This is a genomic window from Synechococcus sp. PCC 7336, assembly GCF_000332275.1.
Lineage (GTDB): Bacteria > Cyanobacteriota > Cyanobacteriia > Thermostichales > PCC-7336 > PCC-7336.
In genome coordinates this window covers 1,531,565-1,556,787 of the sequence record NZ_CM001776.1, presented here as the reverse complement: position 1 = coordinate 1,556,787, position 25,223 = coordinate 1,531,565, and the positions used below count along the sequence as shown (strand labels likewise).

27 protein-coding genes and 2 CRISPR repeat arrays (1 of these 29 cut by a window edge) are annotated in these 25,223 nt (G+C 54.2%); of the genes, 17 read left to right on the top strand and 10 right to left on the bottom strand.

Features of this window, described 5'->3' with window-relative positions; genetic code table 11:
• Positions 1 to 56 precede the first annotated feature (56 nt).
• On the bottom strand, positions 57 to 1,667 hold the full coding sequence (locus SYN7336_RS07430) for a gamma-glutamyltransferase family protein (protein ID WP_227498620.1): 1,611 nt from the start codon (positions 1,665 to 1,667) through the stop codon (positions 57 to 59).
• 48 nt (positions 1,668 to 1,715) lie between these two features.
• On the opposite strand from SYN7336_RS07430, the gene SYN7336_RS07425 reads away from it, so the two are divergent.
• The 3 genes from SYN7336_RS07425 (at position 1,716) to SYN7336_RS07415 (ending at position 5,503) form a co-directional block, all read left to right on the top strand.
• Positions 1,716 to 3,239, top strand: coding sequence for an amidase (locus SYN7336_RS07425; RefSeq protein ID WP_017325297.1), 1,524 nt, complete (start codon positions 1,716 to 1,718; stop codon positions 3,237 to 3,239).
• Positions 3,240 to 3,476: 237 nt separating this feature from the next.
• Positions 3,477 to 4,295 (top strand): phosphoadenylyl-sulfate reductase, encoded by an 819-nt coding sequence (locus SYN7336_RS24910; RefSeq protein ID WP_083885661.1) that lies wholly within the window; start codon positions 3,477 to 3,479, stop codon positions 4,293 to 4,295.
• A 59-nt stretch (positions 4,296 to 4,354) separates the two neighbouring features.
• A complete protein-coding gene (locus SYN7336_RS07415; RefSeq protein ID WP_017325295.1) occupies positions 4,355 to 5,503 on the top strand; it encodes a YeiH family protein in 1,149 nt (382 codons plus the stop codon).
• Positions 5,504 to 5,530: 27 nt separating this feature from the next.
• Here SYN7336_RS07415 and SYN7336_RS24905 read toward each other — a convergent pair whose 3' ends face one another.
• From SYN7336_RS24905 to gcvH, 5 genes are all read right to left on the bottom strand, one after another.
• The gene (locus SYN7336_RS24905) at positions 5,531 to 5,701 is read right to left on the bottom strand and encodes a hypothetical protein (protein WP_017325294.1); all 171 of its coding nucleotides are present in this window, start codon (positions 5,699 to 5,701) and stop codon (positions 5,531 to 5,533) included.
• Between the two features lie 14 nt (positions 5,702 to 5,715).
• The gene (locus tag SYN7336_RS07405) at positions 5,716 to 6,237 is read right to left on the bottom strand and encodes an NAD(P)H-quinone oxidoreductase subunit J (RefSeq protein ID WP_017325293.1); all 522 of its coding nucleotides are present in this window, start codon (positions 6,235 to 6,237) and stop codon (positions 5,716 to 5,718) included.
• Positions 6,234 to 6,980 carry an NADH dehydrogenase subunit K gene (locus SYN7336_RS07400; protein WP_017325292.1) on the bottom strand — a complete coding sequence of 249 codons (747 nt, stop codon included), beginning with the start codon at positions 6,978 to 6,980 and terminating at the stop codon, positions 6,234 to 6,236. Before SYN7336_RS07400 ends, SYN7336_RS07405 begins: the two co-directional genes overlap by 4 nt.
• Positions 6,977 to 7,339, bottom strand: coding sequence for an NAD(P)H-quinone oxidoreductase subunit 3 (locus tag SYN7336_RS07395; RefSeq protein ID WP_017325291.1), 363 nt, complete (start codon positions 7,337 to 7,339; stop codon positions 6,977 to 6,979). The genes SYN7336_RS07400 and SYN7336_RS07395 overlap by 4 nt, the downstream gene beginning before the upstream one ends.
• 182 nt (positions 7,340 to 7,521) lie before the next feature.
• Complete coding sequence (gene gcvH, locus SYN7336_RS07390; protein WP_017325290.1) at positions 7,522 to 7,908, bottom strand: glycine cleavage system protein GcvH; 387 nt, start codon at positions 7,906 to 7,908, stop codon at positions 7,522 to 7,524.
• Positions 7,909 to 8,362: 454 nt separating this feature from the next.
• Here gcvH and SYN7336_RS07385 point away from each other — a divergent pair, with 454 nt between their 5' ends.
• From SYN7336_RS07385 to SYN7336_RS07350, 7 genes are all read left to right on the top strand, one after another.
• Positions 8,363 to 8,683 (top strand): hypothetical protein, encoded by a 321-nt coding sequence (locus SYN7336_RS07385; protein ID WP_017325289.1) that lies wholly within the window; start codon positions 8,363 to 8,365, stop codon positions 8,681 to 8,683.
• Between the two features lie 27 nt (positions 8,684 to 8,710).
• A complete protein-coding gene (locus SYN7336_RS07380) occupies positions 8,711 to 9,538 on the top strand; it encodes a DUF4351 domain-containing protein (protein ID WP_017325288.1) in 828 nt (275 codons plus the stop codon).
• 119 nt (positions 9,539 to 9,657) lie between these two features.
• The gene (locus SYN7336_RS07375; protein ID WP_026100792.1) at positions 9,658 to 10,638 is read left to right on the top strand and encodes a tetratricopeptide repeat protein; all 981 of its coding nucleotides are present in this window, start codon (positions 9,658 to 9,660) and stop codon (positions 10,636 to 10,638) included.
• Between the two features lie 433 nt (positions 10,639 to 11,071).
• Complete coding sequence (locus tag SYN7336_RS07365) at positions 11,072 to 11,341, top strand: hypothetical protein (RefSeq protein WP_038025796.1); 270 nt, start codon at positions 11,072 to 11,074, stop codon at positions 11,339 to 11,341.
• 49 nt (positions 11,342 to 11,390) lie between these two features.
• The gene (locus SYN7336_RS28710) at positions 11,391 to 11,561 is read left to right on the top strand and encodes a CRISPR-associated endonuclease Cas2 (protein ID WP_017325285.1); all 171 of its coding nucleotides are present in this window, start codon (positions 11,391 to 11,393) and stop codon (positions 11,559 to 11,561) included.
• Between the two features lie 22 nt (positions 11,562 to 11,583).
• On the top strand, positions 11,584 to 11,994 hold the full coding sequence (locus SYN7336_RS07355; RefSeq protein WP_162139092.1) for a four helix bundle protein: 411 nt from the start codon (positions 11,584 to 11,586) through the stop codon (positions 11,992 to 11,994).
• Positions 11,978 to 12,385: a hypothetical protein gene (locus SYN7336_RS07350; RefSeq protein WP_026100790.1), complete on the top strand. Its 408-nt coding sequence runs from the start codon at positions 11,978 to 11,980 to the stop codon at positions 12,383 to 12,385. The genes SYN7336_RS07355 and SYN7336_RS07350 overlap by 17 nt, the downstream gene beginning before the upstream one ends.
• 272 nt (positions 12,386 to 12,657) lie before the next feature.
• A CRISPR array of direct repeats spans positions 12,658 to 12,903; the repeat unit is 35 nt; unit sequence CTTCCCAGTCCTTGGGAAATCACCTGATTGGAAAC.
• A 373-nt stretch (positions 12,904 to 13,276) separates the two neighbouring features.
• On the opposite strand, the gene SYN7336_RS07345 is transcribed toward SYN7336_RS07350, so the two are convergent.
• Together SYN7336_RS07345 and SYN7336_RS07340 are read right to left on the bottom strand one after the other, a co-directional pair.
• The gene (locus SYN7336_RS07345; RefSeq protein ID WP_017325282.1) at positions 13,277 to 13,579 is read right to left on the bottom strand and encodes a type II toxin-antitoxin system RelE/ParE family toxin; all 303 of its coding nucleotides are present in this window, start codon (positions 13,577 to 13,579) and stop codon (positions 13,277 to 13,279) included.
• Positions 13,576 to 13,842, bottom strand: a complete 267-nt coding sequence (locus SYN7336_RS07340; RefSeq protein ID WP_017325281.1) for a type II toxin-antitoxin system ParD family antitoxin — start codon at positions 13,840 to 13,842, stop codon at positions 13,576 to 13,578. The genes SYN7336_RS07345 and SYN7336_RS07340 overlap by 4 nt, the downstream gene beginning before the upstream one ends.
• A 216-nt stretch (positions 13,843 to 14,058) precedes the next feature.
• On the opposite strand from SYN7336_RS07340, the gene SYN7336_RS07335 reads away from it, so the two are divergent.
• The gene (locus tag SYN7336_RS07335) at positions 14,059 to 14,889 is read left to right on the top strand and encodes a Uma2 family endonuclease (RefSeq protein WP_026100789.1); all 831 of its coding nucleotides are present in this window, start codon (positions 14,059 to 14,061) and stop codon (positions 14,887 to 14,889) included.
• Positions 14,890 to 14,968: 79 nt separating this feature from the next.
• Here SYN7336_RS07335 and SYN7336_RS27780 read toward each other — a convergent pair whose 3' ends face one another.
• Positions 14,969 to 15,811 (bottom strand): toll/interleukin-1 receptor domain-containing protein, encoded by an 843-nt coding sequence (locus tag SYN7336_RS27780; protein WP_017325279.1) that lies wholly within the window; start codon positions 15,809 to 15,811, stop codon positions 14,969 to 14,971.
• A 307-nt stretch (positions 15,812 to 16,118) separates the two neighbouring features.
• Here SYN7336_RS27780 and SYN7336_RS32195 point away from each other — a divergent pair, with 307 nt between their 5' ends.
• The 6 genes from SYN7336_RS32195 to SYN7336_RS07305 are packed head-to-tail and all read left to right on the top strand — an operon-like array spanning position 16,119 to position 23,518.
• Positions 16,119 to 16,565, top strand: a complete 447-nt coding sequence (locus tag SYN7336_RS32195; protein ID WP_227498619.1) for a hypothetical protein — start codon at positions 16,119 to 16,121, stop codon at positions 16,563 to 16,565.
• On the top strand, positions 16,550 to 19,192 hold the full coding sequence (locus SYN7336_RS24890; protein ID WP_227498662.1) for a type III-B CRISPR-associated protein Cas10/Cmr2: 2,643 nt from the start codon (positions 16,550 to 16,552) through the stop codon (positions 19,190 to 19,192). Before SYN7336_RS32195 ends, SYN7336_RS24890 begins: the two co-directional genes overlap by 16 nt.
• Positions 19,189 to 20,415 (top strand): type III-B CRISPR module-associated Cmr3 family protein, encoded by a 1,227-nt coding sequence (locus tag SYN7336_RS07320; protein ID WP_017325277.1) that lies wholly within the window; start codon positions 19,189 to 19,191, stop codon positions 20,413 to 20,415. The genes SYN7336_RS24890 and SYN7336_RS07320 overlap by 4 nt, the downstream gene beginning before the upstream one ends.
• 9 nt (positions 20,416 to 20,424) lie before the next feature.
• Entirely contained in the window at positions 20,425 to 21,318 is an 894-nt protein-coding gene (gene cmr4 / locus SYN7336_RS07315; RefSeq protein WP_017325276.1) for a type III-B CRISPR module RAMP protein Cmr4, read from the top strand.
• A gap of 4 nt (positions 21,319 to 21,322) precedes the next feature.
• Positions 21,323 to 21,850 (top strand): hypothetical protein, encoded by a 528-nt coding sequence (locus tag SYN7336_RS07310; RefSeq protein ID WP_017325275.1) that lies wholly within the window; start codon positions 21,323 to 21,325, stop codon positions 21,848 to 21,850.
• Positions 21,851 to 23,518 (top strand): RAMP superfamily CRISPR-associated protein, encoded by a 1,668-nt coding sequence (locus SYN7336_RS07305; protein WP_017325274.1) that lies wholly within the window; start codon positions 21,851 to 21,853, stop codon positions 23,516 to 23,518.
• Positions 23,519 to 23,969: 451 nt separating this feature from the next.
• On the opposite strand, the gene SYN7336_RS30675 is transcribed toward SYN7336_RS07305, so the two are convergent.
• The gene (locus SYN7336_RS30675) at positions 23,970 to 24,158 is read right to left on the bottom strand and encodes a hypothetical protein (protein ID WP_156820066.1); all 189 of its coding nucleotides are present in this window, start codon (positions 24,156 to 24,158) and stop codon (positions 23,970 to 23,972) included.
• Between the two features lie 289 nt (positions 24,159 to 24,447).
• A CRISPR array of direct repeats spans positions 24,448 to 25,223; the repeat unit is 36 nt; unit sequence CTTTCCCACACCTTGGGAAATCACCTGATTGGAAAC (it continues 6,044 nt past the right edge of the window).

The window sequence follows — 25,223 nt, the reverse complement described above, 5'->3', positions numbered from 1 at the left end:
GCAGATGCGAGTGCATGCGTAATGCTCGGGATGCGATCGCCAATTACTGACGCCAATCAAAGCGCGATCGCCATCCCATCCGCACGGGGCTCCGACGCCGCAATGAGGACGCCATTGTCCGCTCGAAAGATGGTTTGTCCCTTACCAAACGAACGGGGATCGGCTTCAACGGCGATATCGTGACCGCGATCGCGCAGTCCTAAAGCAATATGCTGGGGAACCGCTTGCTCCAGCCAAACTTGATTGCCCTCCACCACCTGCCAGCGAGGGGCGTCTAAAGCCGCTTGAGGATTCAGGCCGAAATCAACGATATTGACCGCCACCTGAACGTGCCCTTGGGGCTGCATGTGCTTGCCCATCACCCCAAAGGGACCGAGGGGTCGGCCGTCGCGGCTGAAGAAGCCGGGGATGATGGTGTGGAACGGTCGCTTGCTCGGCGCGGCACAGTTGGGATGGTCGGGCTCGATCGCAAATCCAGCGGCTCGATTTTGTAAGGCAATGCCGGTACCGGGCACAACAATACCGCTGCCGAAGTTAGCGAAATTGGATTGGATGAAGGACACCATCAGCTCTCCATCCGCCGCCGCTAAGTAAACCGTCCCGCCTGCGGGCAAGCCCGCTGCAGGCAACTGGATGGCCCGTTCGCCGATCGACTGGCGGCGATCGCTGGCATATCCCTTATCCAGCATCTGGGCGGCACTCACCTGCATCGCTTGCAGCTCGGCCACATTGCGGTAGGCATCTGCAAACGCCAGTTTCATCGCCTCAATTTGCCAGTGAAAACTCTCCACTGAGTCGCGCGGATAGCGAGCCAGTTCGAAACCTTCGAGAATATTCAGTGCCATTAATGCAGCAATCCCCTGACCGTTGGGGGGGAGTTCCCAAACCGTCAGATCTCGATAGGTGCTACTGATGGGCGCCACCCAGTCGGGTCGGTGGGCAGCTAAATCGACAGCGGCGAGCTGTCCTCCTGTAGCAGCAGAGAAGGCCGCAATGGTGTCGGCCAATTTGCCTCGGTAAAAACTTTCTCCTTCAGAAGTGGCGATCGCCCTCAAGCTGCGGGCCTGGTCTGGGCTACCCCAAATCTCTCCGGCTTTGGGGGCGCGATCGCGAGCAAAAAAGAGAGCCTTAAAGGCTTCGTACTCCCTCCCCCGCAAGGATAAATACACCTCCCGTTCCGCCTGCCAGATCCGCGATACCTCTGGCGAGACGGGATATCCCCGCTCGGCATATCGAATCGCCGGTTCGCACAGTTGCTCGAACGGCAGCGATCCCCACCGCCGCCATAACGCCTGCCACGCGGACACCGCTCCCGGCACAGTGACGGACTGCCAGCCCCGTTGGGGCATGTGCTGCCCTGCAAAAACTGTAATATCGAGTGCTTGGGGACTGCGACCGGAGCCATTCAGGCCGTGAAGTTGGCCGTCCCACACCAGTGCGAAGGCATCCGAGCCCAAGCCGTTGGCAGTGGGTTCCAGCACGGTAAGGGCGATCGCCATTGCCACTGCAGCATCGACGGCATTGCCTCCGGCCAGCAACATTTCTAGCCCGACTACGCTGGCGAGGGGTTGAGCGGTGGCGACTGCACCGCGACGGCCCATGACAACGCGGCGGTTGGCAGGGTAGGGGTAGCGAGTTAAGTCCACAGTCTGATTTCTTTCATCCACAGGATTGATATACAATCAATCGTTATTCGAGAGGAAGAGGCTATCTCTTTGAATACTTTTCCTGAATATTGCGAATACGATGGATTAGGTTTGGCCGAACTGGTAAAAACTAAGCAGGTTGAGTCCCTAGAGCTCATTGAAGCCGCTATCTCTCGCATTGAGTCAGTTAATCCTCACCTCAATGCCGTCGTTTATAAAATGTACGATCGCGCCCGCTCTCTTGCTGGGGGAAGTCTACCGGAAGGGAGCTTTCAGGGTGTTCCTTTTCTGGTGAAGGATTTAACGATCGCCATTGCAGGCATTCCAACCAGTCATGGCAACCGCTTGCTCCGTAACGTGCCTGCCGATCGCAATAGCGAGATCGTGAATCGATTCCAATCTACAGGAGTCGTCTTTCTGGGTAAAACCAACACACCAGAATTTGGTTTGACCCCGTACACTGAGTCTGAAACTTTAGGCATAGCCCGCAACCCCTGGAATTTAGCTTGCACCACTGGCGGATCGAGTGGGGGGTCTGCCGCTGCTGTGGCAGCAGGCATGGTGCCGATGGCAAGTGCGAGCGATGCTGGGGGATCGATTCGCATTCCAGCCTCTTGCTGTGGCGTTTTTGGACTCAAGCCAACCCGAGGTCGGACGCCCAACGGTCCCGATGTTGGTGAAATCTGGCGCGGCTTTGGGGCGATCGGGCTGGTGACGCGATCGGTGCGGGATAGTGCAGCTATGTTGGATGCTATCTCGGGTGCTGACGTGGGCGCGCCTTATGTCGCTCCCGCGCAAGCGCGATCGTTCCTCGCCGAAGTGACGACCCTTCCCAAACAATTGCGCATTGCCTTCACCTCCCAACCGTTATTAGGTCGCACCGTTCACCCAGATTGCATACAGGGATTGAACCGCACCGTCAGTTTATTGCAAGCTTTAGGCCACGAACTTATCGAAGCAGCCCCCCAGTTGGAACGCGAAGCCTTTGCAACTTCGTTCATCACCATCGTCGCGGCAGAAATGCGCGCGAGAATTGAAAAGACCGCTCATCTCGCTCGACGCAAAGTCTCTTCGAGAGATTTTGAAGCAGGAACCTATTCAGCGGGCTTGTTAGGAAAATCTTTGTCAGCGTCTGACTATGTTCGAGCCGCAAACTACCTACAGGTAGCTGCTCGCAAAATAGCTCAATTCTTCGAGCAATACGATGTCTTGCTCACCCCGACACTGGCCCAACCTCCTGTCCTGCACGGCAGCCTCAAGCCGCCAAGGGTGCAACAGCTCGTTGCTGAAGCGATCGGAGCTTTGAATGCAGGCTGGTTGTTAAAACTGCTCGATGCCACCGGGCAGATTGCGCAGCGATCGTTTGACTTTACGCCTTATACCTCGCCCTTTAATGTGACGGGGCAACCGGCAATGTCGGTGCCCTTGCACTGGAGCGATCGAGGACTGCCCATTGGGATGCAGTTTGTGGGTCGTTTTGGCGATGAGGCAACGCTGTTCCAACTGGCGGGTCAACTGGAATCCGCTCAACCCTGGCAGAGTCGTTTACCTCCGATAGTGGCCGAGCGTTCTGCAGCCTGCAATGGGCCGTGAGTGGAAGGGGAATTGATTCTGAGGGCTTGCATCCAGATAGAACACCGATCTCCTTTGATATTGCGAAACATTCCTTATCACTCATTAATGAATTTTCCTTAAGCACAGTCTGAGAGCGTTTTCGCAGATGGCTTACGCAAGAGCAAGACTCTCTTTATAGGCAGTTCAGACGGCGAATGTTGACTGAGGGTTATTCAGGATCTTAATTACTCCTGCCTGCGGGAAAGAGAGCATGTCATGCAGTCCGCGCTAACCAAGCAAACGAGCAAGAGCAGCCGACGGAGTTGGTCTCCTAGCATACCTCCATCACCCTCTAGAAACATTGGCCCAATTGCTCCAGCAACTTTATCGGAGGCACAACACTCAGCCTTCAATCTAGATTCCATCAACCGACAGCTTGCAGACGCTAGCCCTCTAGACGCGATCGAATGGGCCGCCGCCGCTTTCTCAACTGATTTAGTCATGAGTACCAGCTTTGGCATTCAATCTGCCGTCATGCTGCACATGGTGACCCGCGTGATTCCCAATATTCCAGTAATCTGGATCGATACTGGCTATTTGCCACCAGAAACCTATCAGTTTGCCGATCGCTTAACCCAACGATTGCAACTGAATTTGAAGATCTATCAATCCCACCTCAGTCCCGCTCACATGGAAGCCCTTTACGGTCGACTGTGGGAGCAGGAGACAGTAGAAGCCCTCGATCGCTACGATCGCCTCCGCAAGGTAGAACCCATGCAGCGAGCCTTACGAGAATTAGGAGCACGAGCGTGGCTAGCAGGCTTGCGATCGCAGCAAACCAAACACCGCCAGCAGCTACGCCGAGTAGAACGTCGCTCCGAAATTTATAAGGTGTATCCCATTCTCACTTGGACTTCGAGGGATATTTACCGGTATTTGAAAAAACACGACTTGCCCTACCACCCGCTATTCAAGCTCGGGTATGCCTCTGTTGGAGATTGGCACTCCAGCCGTCCTCTCAGGGCGGGCGATGAAAGCGATCGCGACACTCGCTTTCGCGGCCTCAAACAGGAGTGCGGCTTACACCTGAACTAACCTCGCCCTGACAATCCCGCCTCCATCAATTTTCCAACCTCACCTAAGGGCCAGGATAGATGAAACCTTCAAACGAATCCAGGCGGCTCACTCCAGGCTGCAAGCGAGCAGTTCCAATCTCCCAAAACTACGCTCCCCTTACCAAAGAGAAGGCCGGGACGAGCGAGCGCGAGCAATGGGTTCAGGCGAAAACGATTATTTTTTGCTTGGTGGCCGCCCTCTGCCTGACCCCTTGGGCGAACTCGTCCCTAGCTCTGAGTGCAGGTTTCATTCTCGCCATTACGATTGGCAATCCATTTCCCAAAACCACAAAGCTATGGGCAAAAAACCTGCTCAAAGTCTGTGTTGTTTTATTGGGGTTCAGGTTAAATTTCGGCATTGTGTTAGAGGCGGGATCGTCCAGTATTATCTTCACCGCCCTCAGCATTGCCGCAACGTTTGCGGTGGGTCGATGGCTCGGTCGCTTATTCAACGTTCCGGGAACCACCTCGATGCTGATCTCGGCGGGAACGGCGATCTGCGGCGGTTCCGCTATTGCTGCAGTCAGCACTGCTTTGGGAGCGGTTGAGAGTGAAATGACCGTTGCCCTCGGAACCGTCTTTTTACTCAATGCCGCAGCTCTCTATATCTTTGCGCCGCTTGGGGACTTTTTTCATCTCACCCAAGGACAATTTGGCGTGTGGGCGGGCCTAGCCATTCACGATGTCTCTAGTGTGGTGGGAGCCGCCTCGCAGTTTGGTCCAGAAGCGTTGGAAACCGCAACGGTAGTCAAGTTGTCGCGATCGCTATGGATTTTACCGATATCGTTGGCGATCGCCTATCTCGCCCAGAACGGCCATCTGAACGGCCAGAAAATCTCTACCCGTCCCCCAGATATCCCTCGGCACAAACAAGATTGGGTTCGCCATTATGGTGCTGCTGCAAGCCGAGTCCAAGTGCCTTGGTTTATTGGATTTTTTCTGTTGGCCTCACTCTCTCAGACATTCGTGCCAGAGGTTGCCGTTTGGTCGCCTGTCTTCGTCAAGCTCTCCAGAGTGGGCTTCAACTTGACTCTGTTTGCCATTGGCACGGGGCTGTCACTGCAAGCTCTGAAGCGCGTGGGTTGGCGAGCTCTAGTACAAGGGGCGCTACTCTGGTTATTCGCGGGGGCAGGTTCTTTTTGGATCGTTCGGCAGTTTGGCGTCATGAGCTGGGGAGTCATGGGATAGTCCCTGCCGAGATGAGCAGTCTGCAGATTAATCGCTCAAGCTTTTCCTAAACCGACCGGAACCCACCACAAAAATGGGCCAGAGCAGCACAATCGCCCAGCGTCCCATGCCTGTATACCTGCGCTTAGTGCGTTTAGCGATGACATAGCAGCCACCACCGTAAAACACCAAGAGTCCCGCCACAATCGCTGTCGTCATAATGGGCACCCGAATTAATAGGCATCCTGCAGTTCGTAGAAATCTGGCGTAACGTAGTCCTTACGCATCGGCCAGCCAATCCAATCTTCCGGCATGAGAATGCGCTTCAGGTTGGGATGGCCTTCGTAGACGATGCCGTACATATCGTAGGTCTCCCGTTCCTGCCAGTCTGCCGTCTTCCAAATCCAGTAGACCGAGGGCAGGCGCGGATCTTCGCGGGGCACGAACACTTTGATGCGCAGTTCTTGGGGGCGATCGGCATTGTCAGCCAGCTTAGCCAGATGGTACGTGCTGACCAGATCTTTCCCCGGCCCCATATCGTAGCCGCACTGGCATTGCAGGTAATTAAATCCCAGACCGTAAATCAGCTTGGCGACGATGGCTAGATACTCCCGCTGGATGGAAATCATTTCCACACCGCGATGGTCGTTGCCCAAAGACTCGTGCTCGAAACCGTTCTCGCTCAAAAACTGCGATACGGGACCCCGCTCGACAATCTCTTCGCCCGTTGGGGCTAAATCGTTAGGTTCGCTCACTTGCCGGCCTCCTCAGCCACCAATTGCTCGGGTTCTGCTTGCATCGCCTCGGGCACCGGCATGCCGTACATCGCGGCTAACTCGGCAGGTGGGGCCTGACGGCTCTCCGCTTCTAGGTACTGCCCTGTCAAAATTTCGGGCACGGGCTCGAGTTCGTGGGGGATGGAGTAATAGCGATGGGTGGGCGCGAGCTTGCCGCGATCGCGAATATCTTCTGCTGCAATCTTTTTGCGCAGCTTGATAATGGCGTCAATGATAGCCTCCGGGCGAGGGGGGCAACCGGGGATGTAAACATCGACAGGAATCAGCTTATCGACGCCCCGAACCGTAGTGTAGGAGTCGGAACTAAACATGCCGCCCGTAATCGTGCAAGCCCCCATCGCAATCACGTACTTGGGCTCGGGCATTTGCTGATACAGCTTGACCAAGGCAGGGGCCATCTTCATGGTCACCGTTCCCGCCGTCACGATCAGATCCGCTTGACGGGGGGTAGAGCGAGGCAGCAGGCCGAAGCGATCGAAGTCGAAGCGAGAGCCAATCAGAGCAGCAAATTCAATAAAGCAGCAGCTCGTACCGTAAAGCAGCGGCCACACACTAGACATCTTGGCCCAACTGTAGAGATCGTTGAGGCTCGTCAGAATGACATTGTTAGACAGATCGGACGTGACCTGAGGTTTATCCAGCGGGAACTGTAGTTCTTTGGCCGGATTTGCACTTGGCGTCTCCGATTCAGGGGGTGTCATGACCATTCGAGGGCTCCTTTTCTCCAGGCATAGACGAGTCCAAAAATTAGGATCGTGACGAAGATGATAGCTTCCACGAAACCTAGCAAGCCAAGTTTGTGAAACGCGACTGCCCAGGGGTATAAAAACACCGTTTCCACATCAAAAACGACGAACACGAGTGCAAACATGTAGTAGCGAATATTGAACTGAATCCAAGCTCCCCCCTTCGGTTCCATACCCGATTCGTAGGTGGTTAACCGCAGTCCGTCTCGCTGCTTGGGGGAGAGAATTGCCCCTGCTGTCAGTGCTATGGCGGGCAATGCCGCGCACAACAGTAAGAACACTACAAAGTAGTCATAACCTGCTAGAACAAACACCCGGTCTTCGTCACATTGCTTAACGACTCATCACCTTCAGTATATGCAATCTCTGCCAGCAGTACAGTTGAACCTGCAATCCACAGAAACAGTAGGGACGGCGAATCTGAAGAACATCCGCCAGTGCAACCCCTGGCAACGGGAGCTGTGGGGTAATCTTACCGTGCAGTCGAGTGCAAGGCTCAGGCGTCCACCATGGCTTTGTAGTCCTCGACAGACATGGTTTCGTCCAAATCGTCGAGATTGGACATTTCTACCTTGAATAGCCAAGCATCGCCATAGGGGTCGTCCGCAATATTTTCGGGACTATCGACTAAAGCCTCATTAATCGCCACAATCGTGCCGCTGATGGGAGCATACAGATCTTCAACCGCTTTCACCGATTCCACCGAGCCGATCGCGTCACCTTTATCGACGCTGTCGCCCTCTTCCGGCAAGCCCACAAACACGATGTCGCCTAGCTGATCGACAGCGTAAGCTGTAATCCCGACGATCGCCACGTTATCTTCCACCCGAATATATTCGTGGGAATCGACGTAGCGAAGAGTGGCGGGGTATTCCAGAGCCATAGTGCGGTGCTCCTTAATGCTCGAAGTCTAGGTTTGCGATTGACACCAGTGGTGCTTGCCGAGCTGAGGCGATCGCCTCCACAACTGCAACCACTATCCAGAATTCCTTGTAGAACGTTTTCCACTCGCCAGTCAAGCCCGAGCAGGAAAACTCATCCGACCGACTAGCTGTCAGGAAACTTATTGTATTGCTTCAAGCTACTGAATGGTAGAAAGCTGGCGATCGCAGCACGATCCGAGCTGAGAGCATATCAAAACTAGGCACTACAGCGTCGACGGATACTGCTGTTATGAGCCTCGCAATGGTTGGCATGGACCTCCGATTTGGGTGAAACATCCGATTTGGGTGAAACATCCGAATAGACGGGGTTAGAGTTTGAACAAGAATAAACAAAGTCCTGACCTCGCACTGTAGGAGGCGTCCAAGCGCTCCAGATCCTCTAGAGGAGCTCGGGTGCGATACCTCTCGAAGGCTGAGGCGATCGCTCAGGCAGAGCGGGAGCAATCTCGGATGGTTGAGGAGATTGCAGCGCTGGCTCATGACAAAGGCGTTCGCGAGCTGGAGGGGGCGATCGCTTTGCTGTTGAGAGAGTGGGGTGGGGAAGCTGGGATTTGCGAGGTGGCTGAGGGGGTGGCTGGCGGGAGGGCGATCGCGGTGCTGTTGGTGGTGCTCTCTTCGGAACTGATTCTGGTTTTTGGTTCGGAGAGTTTTCACCTCAGCTTGGACTGTTTGCGAATTCAGCTTCAACAGGAGTTGCGTTGCGAGGCGCTATGATGGCCGGGTTGTAATCGCGGGGATGCAATGTCCTTCGACAGCGTTTGCAAGTTCATTGCGGAAACGTTTACGGCTGACCTCGCCACTTGGCTATTGGGGGAACCGGTCGAGTTGGCTCGTTTGGAGCCCTCGGAGTTGCTGAGCAGTCCCATCTATGCCGATTCTCTGGTGCTGTTGGAATCCAAAGAGCTCGTGCTGCAAATTGAGTTCCAGGTGGAGCCCAAAGCGGAGATCCCGTTCCGAATGACGGACTATGCGGTGCGGGGGTTTCGCCGCTTTCCCAACAAGCGGGTGCGGCAGGTGGTGATTTATCTGCGGCGATCGCAATCCCCGTTGGTTTATCAAACCATCTTCGAACGTGACGGGATACGCCATGAGTTTGAGGTCATCCGTATCTGGGAAGTACCCGCCTCGCAATTTCAGGAGTTGCCGGGTTTACTGCCGTTTGCTGTGTTGGCTCAGACGGGCGATCGCGAGCGGACGTTACGGCAGGTATCGGAGCGGATTGAGACGATTGGCGATCGCGGACAACGGGGAGATGTTGCGGCGTCGGCAGCGATTCTGGCGGGGTTAGTATTGGATAAGGGTTTGATTCGGAGCGTACTGCGGGAGGATGTGATGAAGGAATCGGTGATTTACCAAGAGATTGTCTCGACAGCCGCAGAGCGAGGCAGACGAGAGGGAGAGCAATCTTTGGTTTTGCGTCAGCTCAAGCATCGATTTGGGGTTCTATCCTCCAAGCTACAGCAACAGGTTGATATGCTTTCCCTCTCGTCTTTGGAAGAGTTGGGGGAAGCACTGTTGGATTTCTCCAGTGAGGCCGATTTGGCGGCTTGGCTTCAAGGGCATCGGTAGGCGTCGGACTTGCCCGTTCGCTAGCCGCCAAATCGCACGCATCGACTGTCGCTCCGATCGCCACCACCTTCCGAGGCAGCAAGATCTGCACCGTCGCCAGCGAGCGCGGGAGTTGAGGGATGGATGATATCTTACCTTCAGGCCAATCAGTTTTAGAAAGACTCTCACTCGACCCAGCATCTTTAAAACGGATTCAACCTGCTCAAAAACGAACTCATTTAAGAGCGGCGCTCAACTGGATTCTCAAACATAAGCCTCAACGGGATGCCAGCAACATCGAGCAAACGAGAGGGTATATCGAAGCTTTCCACCATTTTTGCGAAGTCGAAGATTGGGGAAAAGCTACTGCGCTATTGACGGTTCGGCTTAACCTTCCGACCCAAGACGAATGGCACAATCAGTTGGCCCTGTGGGGGAATTATGCCGAACAGGTCGAGCTCTACGAGAGGCTGTTCGGCCAGCTCGATTCAGGCTGGGATTCCCTTTGTTTGAATGGCTTGGGACATGCCAGCTTCTCTCAGGGAGATTACGATCGCGCTCTCGACTACTTCCAACAAGAATTGGCGCTCGCCCAAAAGAACGAAGAGGCCCGGAGTGAAGGAAAAGCTCTGAGTGGCATCGGCAAGGTTTATCAAAAACTGGGCGAATACGAGAGGGCAATTGAGTGCCACCAAAAGCATCTAGAGATTTCGAGGGCGAGCGGCGATCGCGAAGGTGAAAATCGGGCGCTTGGCAATCTCAGCAGTACCTATCTCTCGATTGGAGACTATCCCCAGGCGATCGACTATCTTCATCAACACCTGAGGATTGTAGAGGAGATAGGAAATCGGGAATTGTTGGGGGTTATCCTGATGATGCTCGGCAGTGCTTATTTTTATCTGCAAGATTTCGATCGCGTATCGCTGGCCTGTTTCGGCTTCAGAATTTTTTTCTTGTCCAGCCCCAAAGCTTCGCAGATTTGCTCGTACTTCGAGATGGAGACATTCAGCCCCCGGCAAAAGTTACTGACGGTGGAGAGCGCAATTTCGAGATGGACCGCCAGATCCCCTTGGGTCAAAAAGCCATTGCGCTCCAGCGCGATCGCCACGGCAGGTCGGTAGTCGGGATGCACTCGGATGGAGCGGGGCATGGCAGGCCGAGAGAAGTTGACTGGATTCTATCAACCCCTGCCCGGATGGTTCGCGACTGAGCTGGCGTCAGTTCGACGAGCGTCTGGCCCCCATCCCCTAACCCCTTCCCCCAAATTTGATGCTGCTGGCGAAATTCATATTCCGAAACATTGGCCATTTGTCTAGATGCCTGTGGCCCCCTTCCCCTAACCCCTAACCCCAACTTTGGGGGCAGGGGAACAAGGCCCCGTAAGGATTTTCGGCTGTTTCTCCCCTCTCCCAAGTTTGGGAGAGGGGCCGGGGGTGAGGGCAATGCAGGGCCATCGAACTCAGGCGCACTGGCGATCGCGGCTACGAACTCAGGTGCGAACTCAGGTGTTGGGAACGGCTACTCGGGTTTGGGCGCAGATAGGCCGTTGGGAACATGAACCCATTGTTAATGCGAGAGACAGGCAAGGGGTCGATGCAGATTTATCTCGAACAGTTGATGGCGGCATGGGTGCTGGTGCGGCGGGGTAGCGGAGCGGCAGGGGTGGATGGCGTGACGCCAGAGCTGTTTGTCGGAGTAGCGGAGGATGAGGAGTTTATGCGGCGGCAGGCAGCCAGCATTATTGAGGCCAAGTTGCACAACAGCCGAGTGGTGTTAAAGCGGCTGTATCGCAAGCGCAAAACGGAGGAGGCGACTCAACGGTGACCCATCCCCATACCGGACACAAGGTGAGCTATCGCCGCTGTTTGAGTGCGTGTTGACGCCAGAGCAGTACGAGATGGTGCGCAACAAGTTGGAGCGTTGCGTCAAGCAGGAGGAAGACCAGGTGCGGTTTTATTTGATGTCGGCTTCGACGCGGCGCAAGGTGGCGATTTTGGGGCTGCAGCCGGAGCGGGAGGTGGATGATGCGACGTTCATTGTGTGATGGGAGCAGGGAGATGAATCTTGTGGCGCAAGTTCAGGAATGGTCGGTGTATCAGTTGGCGATGGATGGGGCTATTCAGGTGTTTCGGGTGGTGCAGCAGTTTCCCCCTGTGGCCCGGAACGAGATGGGACAGCCGATGGTGGGGTCGACTCGGGGGATTTGTTTGCGGCTGGTGGAAGCTTGGTTTCGACGCTGGCAGGTGGAGGGGTTTGGAGCGCGCTTGAGTGGGGTGGCGGCGGAGGCGTCGAAGGTGCAGGTGTGGGTGGAGTTGGCGATCGCTCACGGGTATCTGACGGCGAAGCGGGGGGAGGAGTTGTATGGGCTGTATGGGGAGTTAGCGGCGGAGGTGATGCGATTGAGGCAGAGGGCTGTGGGGTGGGCAGTGCCGCTGGATGAGCTGAATGGAGGTGAGGGCGATGAGTCGGCGGAGTAGGAGGCATCGCAAGCGGTTTGGCTGCGGGCATCGGGGGTTTGGGGCCTATTGTCATTGTTGTGCGGAGGCGAAGGCACGTAAGGAAGTTACGGTGTTGGCGAGGCGGGAAAAGCGGTTGGAGTGGTTGCGATCGTTTGAGGGGGATGGGGTGGAGTTGAGGCATTTGCCTCGCAAGGTGGTGGAGAAAGCGCGGCAGGTCATTGCCGATCTTGGCAATGGGGTGAGTTTGGCGGTGTTGCGGGGGAAGCGGCTGCGGGGCGATCGGACGTTGGTGCGGGTGCCGGTGGGGTATCGCTATCGGTTGTTGTGTCGTTGGGGGGATGACGGGATTGTGCCGTTGAGGGTGATGTCTCACGAGGCTTACAATCGAGTGGCTCGGCATCCAATGTAGGCTTAGTCGATGGGAATGCTGGTTAAAATTCTATACCGATAGTTCGAGATGAAGACTAAGAAGGTTGCTGAGCCGATCCGTGCGGGGGGTACGCTCGTCGGCTGAAACCCGCATTCTCTCGTTGAACCCCCCGCGTGCTGCTCTGGGCAAGGGTTTCAGGTGTTTTTAAAGGCTGCTTAATGACGCTATTCTCAATTAGTTTTACAAATTCTTGTACCCCCCGCATTTGGGGGTCTACAATTCAGTCTAGGAGCTGATTCTAGGAACCGGCTCTTCCCAGTCCTTGGGAAATCACCTGATTGGAAACCCGCCAAAGCGGATCCTTCGTCAGAGATGATGTCCTTCCCAGTCCTTGGGAAATCACCTGATTGGAAACTATAGTATTTAATAAAATTAAGATCCAAAAAATAGCTTCCCAGTCCTTGGGAAATCACCTGATTGGAAACAGGTTAGACCAAAGGGTTTCAACATTGCTGTTGGAATCTTCCCAGTCCTTGGGAAATCACCTGATTAGAGACTAAAGAGACAAGAACAATAATTCTGACTTGAAGGAAATAACTCTGTCTTCTAAACCAAGTCTAGTCAGAAACCTGTAGTTTTAATGAGGCACCTTTTAGTCTCCCTCACTAACGCTGTTAAGCACTGCATTCGCCCCCTAAATCCCCCATTCTGGGGGACTTGGCGACAGTGCTAGCTAGGGTTTTGAGACGGGGAAGACGAACCGGCAAATCACGGTCATTAAAGCTGTAGAGCGCAGCCAACAGACTCTCACAAGTCCCCCACTGGTGGGGGATTTAGGGGGCCGAGTGCAATGTCTAAAAACTCCAGGTCTCAACATGGATGAGGTTTATAAGATTTTTCGATCGCCTAAATATCTTAATTTAAATTGAATCACTCTTCCTCAAAGAGAGTATCTAAATCTCGATATCCACTCACCACCCTCAGAATTTCAATTCTGTCTTCAAATGCTCGATAAAAAATTAAGTAGTCAGCTACCGGAACACTTCTCATCCCCGGAGAAAGCTCGTCTCGTCGATATCCCAAGCCAGGGAAACTAGTTAGTCTGCGACACTTATCATTGACCCTGCCGAGAAACTGCTCAGCAGTCTCTACACTGTTCAGTTCTGCAAGACGATCCAAAATCACCTCTAAATCTCGACTGGCAGGAACCGTGAAGACACAAGTCAAACTCATGTAGCCCGATCTCGCTTCTCATTCAGCCTTGCTTGTGCCCGCTCGAAAACAGTTTCAGCAGGAATGAACTCCCCTCGCTCAGCAGCGTCCACACCCATTAGCACTTCTTGCCGCAATTCCTCATACCGCCCCCGATACATCGACTCTATTTCGTCCAAGAGACGCACCCCTGCTAATAAAACTTCACTCGTTGAAGCATATTTTCCACTCTTCACTTGTCGCTGAATCAAACGCTGTAGCTCAGGCGTGAGTGCAATATCCATCTATCTCTCCTACCCCAAAGGGTCCGCCTACAGAAAAGTCTTGTGCCTTTTCAAAGATAGCGGTTGGGTAAGCCGTCTGTCTGCGATCGCCGTCGCAATCGGGTGGCGCGGTTGTTGAAGGGGTTTGGGGCTCGCTTGAGTTTGGAGGTGAGGGTGATGAGTCGGCGGAGTAGGAGGCAGCGCTACGATAGAGTGAGCTCAATTGGAGCAGAACTGATGGTCCAGTTCAAACCTCGACAACACCTCCCTACCCAAGACGAACTGCCCGAAACTGACTTTGCCCCTGTGGATAGCGAATTGCAAACGCTCGTCGCCAGCCTCTTGGGCGATCTCCTCGCTTGGCACTGGCGCGATCGCACCGATTGGTTCTGGGGCATCAACTTAGCCGTCTATTACAAACTCAATACACCTGCCATTGTCCCGGATGGTTTCTTGAGTCTGGGGGTGGAACACTTCGATCGCTCAGACGGCAGACAGAGCTATGTGGTCTGGCATGAGGGCGCACTCCCCATTCTGGTTGTGGAATACGTCTCTCGCAGCTACGGACAAGAGTACGGCTCCAAGATGGCAGACTACGCCAATATCGGAGTCTTGTACTACGCAATCTACAATCCCGTCTACTGCTCCCGCAAACGGCGTCAGCCCTTGGAGATTTATCGACTCGAAGGCGATCGCTACGTCTTGCTGGAGGGTGACCCCGTGTGGTTGCCCGAGATTGGCTTGGGCTTGGGCAGAGAGACTGGCACTTACCGAAATTGCCAGAGAGAGTGGCTGTATTGGTACGACCGAGAGGGGAATCGGCTGACGGCACCGGCAGAGGTTGCCGAGCAGGAACGACTGTTGCGCGAGCAGGAGAGCCAGCGGGCCGAACAGGCTTTATTGGCTAAGCAGGAGAGCCAACGCGCTGAACGAGAAGCTTTGCGACAGGCCGGGCAGGAAAGCCAGCGCGCTGAGCTGGAGAGCCAGCGCGCCGAACAGGAACGACAGTTACGCAAACAACTGCTGGACAAACTCCGGCAAAAGGGAATCGATCCCGATACGCTCTAGCTTGGAAATACCCATCAAATACCAACGGGTCACTACTGTTGCTAGGCCACAACACAACGAATAGCAAGCCCACTTGCCATCACTCAATCATACGAGTGGCTAGAGTCGAAGCCATATTAGAGATTTTAGGAGGTTGGTAACTTTTAAAAAGCTCGATTTCTTCATTACTCAAAACACCCTCGACATAAACAATCAGCTTAACCTTTTGCTGTGATTTTTTAAGTCTATCAATCATCAAATGAAACTTTTCAGATGAAGATTCTGTTCTATCATAGAAGTAAACTATTGCCTCGATTGAGTCCAGTGGAGGCAGCTCATCTTTCTCGAAAACTAATGTCCTAATAACACCAAGATTATGACTTTCAACCGCCTCAATCTGTTCCGTAACATTACGTCCTTCACTTTCTAAAAGGAAAACGATCTTCCTTGAGACTTCCCTTAAAAGAGGATCTAATACATTTTTCAAGTCATTCCAATTGCTATTAAATAGCTTCTGAATCTGACTGTCAGAGAGAGGACTGTCAGCAATATTATTGAGGGCCTTAACAAGCCTTTGTATATCATCTTTAGAGTACTGGGTTGATTGAAAAAATGCTAGAGGGCTCTTCGCTTGATGGAGCTGACTATTCTCTAATCCAAGCAGAAATGTCATCACTCTCTTGTCTTGAGACTGCAATAAAGCACCTGCTTCAAAATTTAGCCACTTGGAATCAATGTTATCTGGAGTGATGCAAATAATGCCAAAATGAGCATCTTGCAACTCTTGTTCAATTTTTAGGAACCAATTCTGACCCTTCTCAATATCTTCAGATGAGAGGAATGGTTTTGCATTTAATGTTACCTCTGGCAACCATTTATTGAAAGCCCGAGCAACCTGACAACTAATCTCCCCCGACCAACTAATAAAAAATTTCTTTTCCATCTCAAACGGACTTCCTTAAGAGAGCTTGTTTTGCCACTAATTCACTGACTTTAACCGCGATCGCCCCTTTCCATAGGACTAGCACCGCCGAGCAAAAGCACACCCTCAATGTTGCATAACTCATACTTTATATACAAATACTAAAGGTACTGGAACAAATATTTACAGCGCCAGTGCCCTAAAACCTGATAGAAGTTACTGACAAGGCTTCGTATAGAGTTTCAGTTCCATTGGTGCTCGGGAGATCGACAGAGGTCGCTCCCATTTTCGATACTCCTCTCCCCTCACTAGCACTGAGAACTCGCCTGTGTGTCAGCAATACTGGTTCGCCAAACTCAACGCCCTACTCTACGGACTGGGCCTCGAATCCACACCCCACACCCCTGCCAGCGCAGACGCGATCGCCAAAGCTAGCGATCGCGCCCTGTTCGATCGCATCCCCACAGATGCCTTCCCGACCTACATCAGCCACCTACTCTCGGGGGCATCCTACCCAGAGCTAATCTTTCGCCAGACCTCCAAGCGCTCATACAAACGGCGATCGAACAGTACAATCCCGCACTACTCACCGGCCTACCCGACACCACCGACCTCCCCACCCTCAAACAGCATTTCTGGTGGTTGTGGCGCTGTCTGCCCGAACAAATCGCTCGCGATCGCCCCGAAACCGCTCTCGCCCCCGCCTCCCCCATCCTTCCCGATGTCTCCATCTGGAGCCAAGCCAGCATCACCGCCGCAATGGCCGGAGCCCTAACAGGCTACGAGCGCCCCGAAGCAGACCCCCAAGGCGATCGCCCCTACCTCGCCACCTTCACCTTCACCCCCATCCAAGACGTCATCAAAGCCAGCCGCAAAATGCGCGACTTCTGGGCAGGCTCCTGGGTGGCCCACTACCTCGCCGCCAAAATCTGCTGGACCCTCGCCCAACAATACGGTCCCGACTGCCTCATCTACCCCAGCCTGTTCCAACAACCCCCGATCGATCGCTGGCTGCGCAAACAATCCTTCACCCCCGATACCCGTCCATTCGAGCCCCTCATCAACAACCCCGATCGCCACAAACTCCTCACCGCCGGATTCCCCAATGTCATCGTGGCGTTGCTGCCCTACCGCAAAGTCCGTGCCGCCATGCAAACCGCCGCCCAAACCCTGAAAACAGTCTGGGTCAAAGACTTAGGCGGCGCTGCTTACCACTATCTCCAAAACGATGGCTTCCAGTGGATGCCCAACCTGCAAGCCGATAACCGCACTTGGAACGGATGGCTGCAACATCAATGGCAACCCTATTGGAGCGCCCTCCCCGTTGGCAGTCCCGCCCAGCCGCTAGCACAAGCCGCCAGTGCCGACCTCGTCCCCCTAGAGCCCTGGCTCGCCGCCCAAAATCACGCTTGCAATCTCAAGCAAAACGGTCATCGAGAAGCAATCTCTACGCCAGACAAACCCCTCTTCCAACCCGCAGAACGCCAGCTCATCGGCGTGCTCGCCGAGACCCAAACCCACCCCGACGAACCCCTCGGCGTCAACGTCGGCTCCTGGTGGCCCTATATCTTCGACCAACTGCGCTTCTCCCTCGCCCACACCAAAGCCGCCCGCGTCTGGAGCCTGCCCACCGCCTTCGGTCCCCGCTCCACCATCTCCGGCCTCGGCCCTGTCGTCTATCCCGACGACAAAGCCACCTGTCTCTCTGAAGCCAATACCGGCAAATTTTGGGGCACCAACTGGGAAGTGGAAATGGGACATGCCAAAGGCAAAAGAGCGGGTCTATTTGACGGCAGAGAACAGCTCAATGCGACTGAAACCCTGAAGCGTTGTTTGCATAAAATCTTGGCCAGCGTCGAGGGGGAGGATCTCAGTCCCAAGCACTTGGCGATCGCCTATCCCGATCTCACCTCCGGTGTCGCTGGCTATCTCAAGGCATACGAAGCCACGGGCGATCGCTACGAGCATTTTCAAGCGGTTTGCAAAGCGATCGCGACCAAACATCAATGGGCGAATAACGTAGCCCGAGAGATAAACGGCAAATGGGGCATCCCCTACCACGAACAGAAGTATGAGAGCGAGTCCTACCATCCACCAGACGATTGGCTAATAAGCGAAGTCACTTTCCCACACGAACAGAAGTATGAGAGCGAGTCCTACCATCCACGCTTCCTCAACCCCGGCTGGATGGTGGAAGACGACACCAACCCACAGATTCAAGAGCAACGAGAGGCATTACAACGCATTCCTAGTACTACTCAATCCGAGGAAAACCGCTTAAAGATTAAGGCGATCCAAAAGAAAATCTACGATTTCAAAATCAAAGACCGTCAATCCATCGCCGACATCCTCAGCCAGTACTACCCCAGCAACAACCCCGCCGATTGGTACGTCCTCGCCGCTGGAGATGGGGACGGTATGCGCCATTGGCTCAAGGGCAGCAAATTAGACAACTACAGCGCCTACGCGATCGCCCCCGAGGATCTTCCCAACCCCAGCGACTCACTCCGCAGTGCTTACACAGACTTACTCCAACTCAAAAAACGCATGGGGCCATCCACCCACAACGCCCTCAGCCGCGCCCTACTCGACTTTTCCAATCAACTGCTGCCCCACCTGACCGAACGCCGTTACGCCGGACGTCTGATTTACGGCGGGGGCGACGACATCCTTGCTTACACCAACCTCTGGGAATGGGATCGCTGGTTGTGGGATGTGCGCCAATGCTTCCGAGGAGCCAAAGATCCCGCTGGCGAATTCGCGCACAACGGCGACTACTGGCACCCCCCCGCTGACACCCCCGGTCTGCCCCATCGTCCTCTGTTCACCCTCGGCCACAAAGCCACCCTCAGTTGCGGAGTCATTATTGCGCATCATTCAGTACCTTTGGCGATCGCCCTCAGTCATCTCTGGGAAGCGGAAGCGGCTGCCAAAAAACATGTCGCCCCCAACTCTTGGACTGGCGACATCGAGAAAGATGCTCTCCAAACCCGCATTCTGTTTGGCAACGGCAACGTCGCCACCGCCACCGCCAAATTTGCCGCCTTCCACACCTGGCAAAAACTGCTCAACTGCGAAGCAGGCTCCTACCTCAATCCCAACAGCTCCATCACCAGCGCCCTGTTCGAGCAAGCTGCTCAACTGTGGGGCGATCGCCCTGCCCCCGTCCGAGAGGCGATCGCCCCCTGGACCCAAGCCTTCGTCAGCCGCCGCGACGCTTTCGGTAGCAATGACGTGGCTCGCTGCTTCAGCCAGAAACTCCAAACCTGCCTCGAATCCCTCTGGGACTCCACCCTCGAACAACACCGTCAGCTCGAACCCCAAAACTGGCTCAAGCTTGCGGCCTTTACCCTCCGCCACCGCACCATCGCCATTCGCACCCCGCAGGAGGCCCAAGCATGAACGCCCTCCATTGGTATACCCTCACCCCCCTCGATGTCTGGATGTTCCGGGATGCTAAGCCTTTCGCCCCCGGCGATCGCGCCTGGGCGGGCAGTGAATTCCCTCCCAGCGGCCAAACCATCGCCGGAGCCCTATGTCGTCTGCTCAACAAAAAGACTCAGTTCGCGCTCACTGGCCCCTTCCTCTGCCGCTCCGATAGCGAACGGGCTGCCCTGTTTTTTCCCCATCCGCTGGGCTTCGAAGGGAGCACCCCCCTAGTGCCCGCTGCATGGGATGAAGACTCTCACCTCCACGATCCCCATCGCGACGAGCGCGAACTCTCTGTCCTCCTCAGCGATCCCAGCGTCCCCAGCCCCCTCATCCACCACTCCCAATCTGAGGTGCCTGAAACGTCTTCCAAAGAGCGTCCGATTCCCTACATCTCCGCCAAAGACCTCCTCAACTACCTCAAAGTCGGCCACTGCCAGGGCACATTCACCAATCGACGCAGCCCCCGCTCTCCGACCGAGCGGGACGATGCCTCTGAGCCTTGGGAGATCGAGCACCGACCGCACAACTCGATGCAGGCGGGCTCCCGCCAGGTGAAGAATGCTGATGGCTATTTCGTTGAGAATGCCATTCGTCTGAAGCCTTATTGGTGTTTGGCGATCGCCCTCCGCGACCCTCTCGATGTCCAATGTCCTGCCACTCTGCGTCTTGGCGGCGAAGGTCACCGCGCTATCCTCGACCGCGCGCCCACAACCATCGCGAAGGAATGGCAGGCGATCGCCCAGACTTCCGAGCAGAATTCCCAACAGGGAGGCCAGCTTGTGGCTTACCTCGCCACGCCCGGTGTGTTCGAGCGTCGCCGCCTTCCTTACCCCAAGGCTCCGAAGGAAAAGCAGGTTGCCTACTGTCGGGCTTGGCCCTGGGAATGGAGTCTGGCCACGCCAGCCAATCCCAACCAGACTCCTGGTCCCCTCGTTAGCGTCGCTACCGATAAGCCGGTGCCGATCGGCGGTCGTTACCAGTTCGAGCCAACTTCCGAGCAGCAGGCTCGCGGACGCACTAAGGCTAGTCTGCCGTCCCCACAGGTCTTTGCGGCTCCGGCTGGCAGTCAGTATTACCTGAATGCTCTCAAGGGCGATCGGCCCCAGTTGTATCAGGCCAGCGACGATGCCCCTAACTACGTCAAACGTTGGTATCAACTGGGTTACTCCAACATGCTTTGGACAACTTTTTGAGGTGAAATTTTGACTGATTTTCGTATTGGTTATCTTTATGGCTTAGCTCCAATCCACTGCGGTGGAGAAGGAGATCTCGGCAATATTTTGGATATTGCTCGCGAGGTCCATACCCAGTTTCCTTACATTCCGGGCTCGTCATTGCGGGGAAGTTTGCGTCGCGAGGTTGAATCTCTATCTCCCTATGCTGACTTGCTCTTTGGGCAAGAACAGAAGGAGAGACAGCAAATGGGGGTACATCAAGTCTGGTTTGGGGATGCGCGGCTCTTATGGGTGCCGATGCGGACGATGGCACTCAACGGCACTCGCGAGGTCTTTACCTGGGTGAGTTGCCACTCCCTGATTCGAGATCGTGCTCTTGTCAGTAAGCAAGCCTGTCCGACGCTTCCCAAACATCCGATTGGCACTCGTGCAGGAACCTATCACGTCGCCGATGCCAGGATTGAGGTACAAACGATTCCCACAGAAGTCTCACCGGCTTTGGCTCTTAGCCAGGAATGGCCGCTGTCGTTGCAAGGGGAGATTGCACAAACCTGGTCGCAAAATCGCATTGTCTTACCGGATGCTGATTTTCAGGTGTTGATGGAGCATTCCCTGTGGACTCAGGTCCGCAACAAAATTCAGGCAGACACCGAGGAGGAAGCGGGTGGTTCGGCAGAGGTGTTTTGGACGGACATTTGCATCCCCAAAGATACCCTCTTGTATTTCCCTTGGGGCTACAGCACTGCAACCGAGAAAACTCTCGAAGCCCACGAGGTTTTGCACGATTTGCTCTCTGGACTTCTCCAGGTGGGTGGTCAAGCAAATGTCGGTCGTGGCTGGGTGCAGAGCTGGGTAGGAAAGAGTGAGGCTCCGCAGGTGAAACAAGATGACAGGCAAGCAACGCCTGCCGTAGGAGGTTAATTCCGTGGCAAACAAGAATAAGCGCAACCAAAAGTCAAAATCTAAAACGCAAACACCGTCGAGCGATCGCCAAACCAGTTTCACCCAAGTGAAGCCCAAGCCAGCCTCAATGTCTTCTTCTTCGAAAATGTCATCTATTGTTGTACAGCCCGAGCGAGCCAGCCTCGAAGCTCACGAACATATCCAGGTTTATATGAAGGGAGAAGACCAGTCTGCTTTAGATCGGGATAGCGTCACTGCTGTGCTGAGGTTGTCGCAGCATTTGCGCTTGTTTGGCTTGCTCTCAGCAGTTGGTTATATCAACCAAGAAAATTCTCGGGAAGGGGAAGTCCGCAAACGGACGGTGCCCGTGTGGAAGTCTTTGTTAGGTCAGTTAATTAAGGACGATCCAGATATCGATCCCAAGGACTTGATGAAGGCTGTTGTGGAGATTGCCAACAATGATGCCTCGGCCTATTTGGTGGGGTGGCGACAGGCGTTGCTTATGGTCAACCACTGGAATTTCTGGGCACGCGCCTACGAGGATCGTTAGATGCTGTACACCGGGCCAAAGTTGGTGGAGTTGCTAGCTCGGCAGGAGCAGGCAAGAGGGCGCAATCTCGTCCGTCAGGGAGAATTCAAGCTCCAGTGGCGGGCCAAAGCCGGGTCGTACCCCCATCCCGATTTAGAAACGATGATTTCTGCGGGAGAGGCTTCTGGGGCTTGGCTTGTCGGGTCTGGCTTACCTCAGGATGCGCGTCGCCCCGAGGGAAAACGCAACGTAGGGGAAAACTGGGAGTCTCTTCACGAGCTGCCTATTAATGGCTATATTCCAGCAGCATCTATTCGCGGATTAGTGCGGGCTTGGGCTGCTAAGAGATCCGAGATTGAACCTAAGATGCTGGCGTTGCTGGGGCATCAGGACAAGCGCGAGATCGTTGCGGGCAAGATCCAGTTTCTCGATGCTTGGCCTCTGAAGGCCACCAGGCTGTCTTTAGATATCGTCAATCCACAGCAGCAGTTTCAGGTTTATCACGAGGGGCAAGGGACACCTTTATCTCTCTATACGCTGGGTGATGGCGAGCAAGAGATTGTCTTTCGGGTGGCGATTCGGGGGCTTCCTGGCAAGGTCACTGCCGATGATGTGGAGGAAGTTTGGGGGTGGGTGCAGCAAGCGCTGTTACTGAATGGGGTGGGTAGCAGGACTGCTTCTGGGTATGGGGCGATCGCTGGTTTTGGCGAGACCCATAAGGCGATCGAGCCAAATCCTGGTTGGGAGAAGAAGAGGCTGACTTTTAGTTTGTACAGCCAGGGGTGCGCTGGGCCAGATACGCAGACGATGGAGTTAAGACCTTCTCACTGGCGGGGGTGGCTGCGGTCTTGGATGATGCGTCTGTTGTTGGGGGTGATGAGCCATGAGGACGCCCAAATAACGTTGGCGGAGTTGATGGGAGAAATTGAACCGAATGCAGTGCGGGGGTTAATCCGCTTAGAGATGCATCGGGGTGGGGTTTGGGGGCAGCGATCGAGTGATTCTCCAAGGTTTTATGGTTGGCAAGGTCACGTTGACGTACATGCTCCCAGCCAAATCCTTGAATCCCTTGTTGTTCCTGTCATACGCATAGGTAATTCTGTCTGTTGTGTCGGGCGAGGGGGGAGAAGGCCGCTACATGTTTTCAGGCTAGATAATGGTTACGAAGCTGCTCGCGGCGGGTTTCTCAATCTCACGCATGTCGATAGGGAAAAAACGAAGCAGTTAGTCATACCACCGGAAGCAAAGTACTGGAAGCATGTGTATTCGCAATGGGAGAGTGCTGTTCGGAAGCGTTGGCCGCAGCGGTTCTCTCCAGAACGCAGTTTTAAAAAGGCGGAGGTGTTTTCGCCAAACTCTTGTGCTGTATATCTTGTACCTGGGCCACCGGATCGTCCGCTAGATCTTGACAATTTTAGTTGGCGTGAAAGTCTTCCAGAAAGAACGCGGGGAGCAGGGATCGATCTGATTTATAACCCTCAATATAAGCGTAAAAATGATGTTGGTGGAAGTGCTGGGAATGGAGGGGCTTATTGTTCCTGGGTGAGTATCCGTCGTATGCCCACTAGCCGTGGACCGAAAGAGGTGGTGTGCTTATTTTTGGGGGCCGATAATGCATTGCGGCAGCGTTTCCTTCAAGATCTTGCCAGTATTGACGATGCTCGTCATCTCTTTGGGGTATCGCCATAATTCGCGTGTTTGCTATGGCGAGAGCCTAAACCAAGTTTAGTCAGCAACCTGTAGTTTTAATGAGGCACCTTTTAGTCTCCCTCACTAACGCTGTTAAGCACTGCATTTGCCCCCTAAATCCCCCATTCTGGGGGACTTGACGACAGTGCTATCTGAGGTCTTGAGACGGGGAAGACGAACCGGCAAATCACGGTTATTAAAGGTGTAGAGCGAAGCCAACAGACTCTCACAAGTCCCCCACTGGTGGGGGATTGAGGGGGCCGAGTGCAATGCCTGAAAACTCCAGGTCTCAACATGGATGCGGTTTATCAATGGTTTGGGGAGTGCTGCCAGACAGCCAGCTTGACAAGCAGAATTGCTGAGATCGCCAACGATATTTCAAGCTTTGTGTCTCCCTCCGATAGTGTCTCTTACCAGATTGAAGAGTCTCCCCTAACTACCAGATTCACCCTTATGGCAGGCTGCTGGCGATCGCTGGAAACTGGACCGCTTTAGCCTCGCACTCGCAGCTATATGAGATTACGCTGGTTTGGGTTTCCAATCCTGAAGGTAGATTCCAGGTGGTGACGGTGTTTGGGGCCAATGCCAGTCCGAGGAAGGAGTTTATTTCGCTGTTGAAGTCACGGGAGGGGGCACGCATCCATCAGGTTTTTCCCCTCGGGCGATCGTGAGTGTTTCGATTAGCGCCGGTCCGCAGGGTTATATATGATGGTGAAACAGCGTGCTTTTGTTGGTTTTGCAAGCATCTACCCAGATCGCTGAAACCCGCATTGTTTCGTTGCCTTGCTTACATTTGCTGCTGTGACGGGGTTTGAGGCTATTTTGAGCTGCGTCTATTGAGGCTATTCTCAATTGCTTATCTTGCTTTTTGGACATCCTTGCAAACTTGCTTGGGAGCCCTTGCAGGGTAAGGCTTTCAGAGCCCGCCACTTTCCCACACCTTGGGAAATCACCTGATTGGAAACTTGACTTAAAGACAGGCGATCGCCATTATTGTTGCTCCCTTTCCCACACCTTGGGAAATCACCTGATTGGAAACCGCGTTTGGATGGCTCACTGATTCAGCAATCATATTCTTTCCCACACCTTGGGAAATCACCTGATTGGAAACCGAAACAACCCTCTTGGATATCCGCAGCGCAACTCCTTTCCCACACCTTGGGAAATCACCTGATTGGAAACCTGTCTGGGGTGAACCAGGCCATAATCCCGCCACCTTTCCCACACCTTGGGAAATCACCTGATTGGAAACCGTTTGCAGCGCAAACGAGTTGCTTTCTCCCGCTACTTTCCCACACCTTGGGAAATCACCTGATTGGAAACCCTCTGCCGCAGTGCGCGTTGGCGTTGGCGATCGACCGATCGCCAACTTTCCCACACCTTGGGAAATCACCTGATTGGAAACCTGTTAAAGACACAATGAAGCCACGGCATATACAACCTTTCCCACACCTTGGGAAATCACCTGATTGGAAACTGGGAATTGTGGGCGATCGCGATTGCTTTAAAGACTTTCCCACACCTTGGGAAATCACCTGATTGGAAACGTGGGAAGAAGTTCTTGGAAGGTGGTGAAGTCGTTCTTTCCCACACCTTGGGAAATCACCTGATTGGAAACATCGGCACCGCGACCAATGACAGCAGCCTGAATCGTTCTTTCCCACACCTTGGGAAATCACCTGATTGGAAACCTGACAATGACCGG

Coding starts and splice junctions, on each gene's coding strand:
- SYN7336_RS24910 (WP_083885661.1), top strand. CDS start 3,477: ATGCAGTCCGCGCTAACCAAGCAAACGAGCAAGAGCAGCCGACGGAGT.
- SYN7336_RS07415 (WP_017325295.1), top strand. CDS start 4,355: ATGAAACCTTCAAACGAATCCAGGCGGCTCACTCCAGGCTGCAAGCGA.
- SYN7336_RS24905 (WP_017325294.1), bottom strand. CDS start 5,701: ATGACGACAGCGATTGTGGCGGGACTCTTGGTGTTTTACGGTGGTGGC.
- SYN7336_RS07400 (WP_017325292.1), bottom strand. CDS start 6,980: ATGACACCCCCTGAATCGGAGACGCCAAGTGCAAATCCGGCCAAAGAA.
- gcvH (WP_017325290.1), bottom strand. CDS start 7,908: ATGGCTCTGGAATACCCCGCCACTCTTCGCTACGTCGATTCCCACGAA.
- SYN7336_RS07380 (WP_017325288.1), top strand. CDS start 8,711: ATGTCCTTCGACAGCGTTTGCAAGTTCATTGCGGAAACGTTTACGGCT.
- SYN7336_RS07375 (WP_026100792.1), top strand. CDS start 9,658: ATGGATGATATCTTACCTTCAGGCCAATCAGTTTTAGAAAGACTCTCA.
- SYN7336_RS07365 (WP_038025796.1), top strand. CDS start 11,072: ATGAACCCATTGTTAATGCGAGAGACAGGCAAGGGGTCGATGCAGATT.
- SYN7336_RS07350 (WP_026100790.1), top strand. CDS start 11,978: ATGAGTCGGCGGAGTAGGAGGCATCGCAAGCGGTTTGGCTGCGGGCAT.
- SYN7336_RS07345 (WP_017325282.1), bottom strand. CDS start 13,579: ATGAGTTTGACTTGTGTCTTCACGGTTCCTGCCAGTCGAGATTTAGAG.
- SYN7336_RS07340 (WP_017325281.1), bottom strand. CDS start 13,842: ATGGATATTGCACTCACGCCTGAGCTACAGCGTTTGATTCAGCGACAA.
- SYN7336_RS07335 (WP_026100789.1), top strand. CDS start 14,059: ATGGTCCAGTTCAAACCTCGACAACACCTCCCTACCCAAGACGAACTG.
- SYN7336_RS27780 (WP_017325279.1), bottom strand. CDS start 15,811: ATGGAAAAGAAATTTTTTATTAGTTGGTCGGGGGAGATTAGTTGTCAG.
- SYN7336_RS24890 (WP_227498662.1), top strand. CDS start 16,550: ATGGCCGGAGCCCTAACAGGCTACGAGCGCCCCGAAGCAGACCCCCAA.
- SYN7336_RS07320 (WP_017325277.1), top strand. CDS start 19,189: ATGAACGCCCTCCATTGGTATACCCTCACCCCCCTCGATGTCTGGATG.
- SYN7336_RS07305 (WP_017325274.1), top strand. CDS start 21,851: ATGCTGTACACCGGGCCAAAGTTGGTGGAGTTGCTAGCTCGGCAGGAG.
- SYN7336_RS30675 (WP_156820066.1), bottom strand. CDS start 24,158: ATGCGTGCCCCCTCCCGTGACTTCAACAGCGAAATAAACTCCTTCCTC.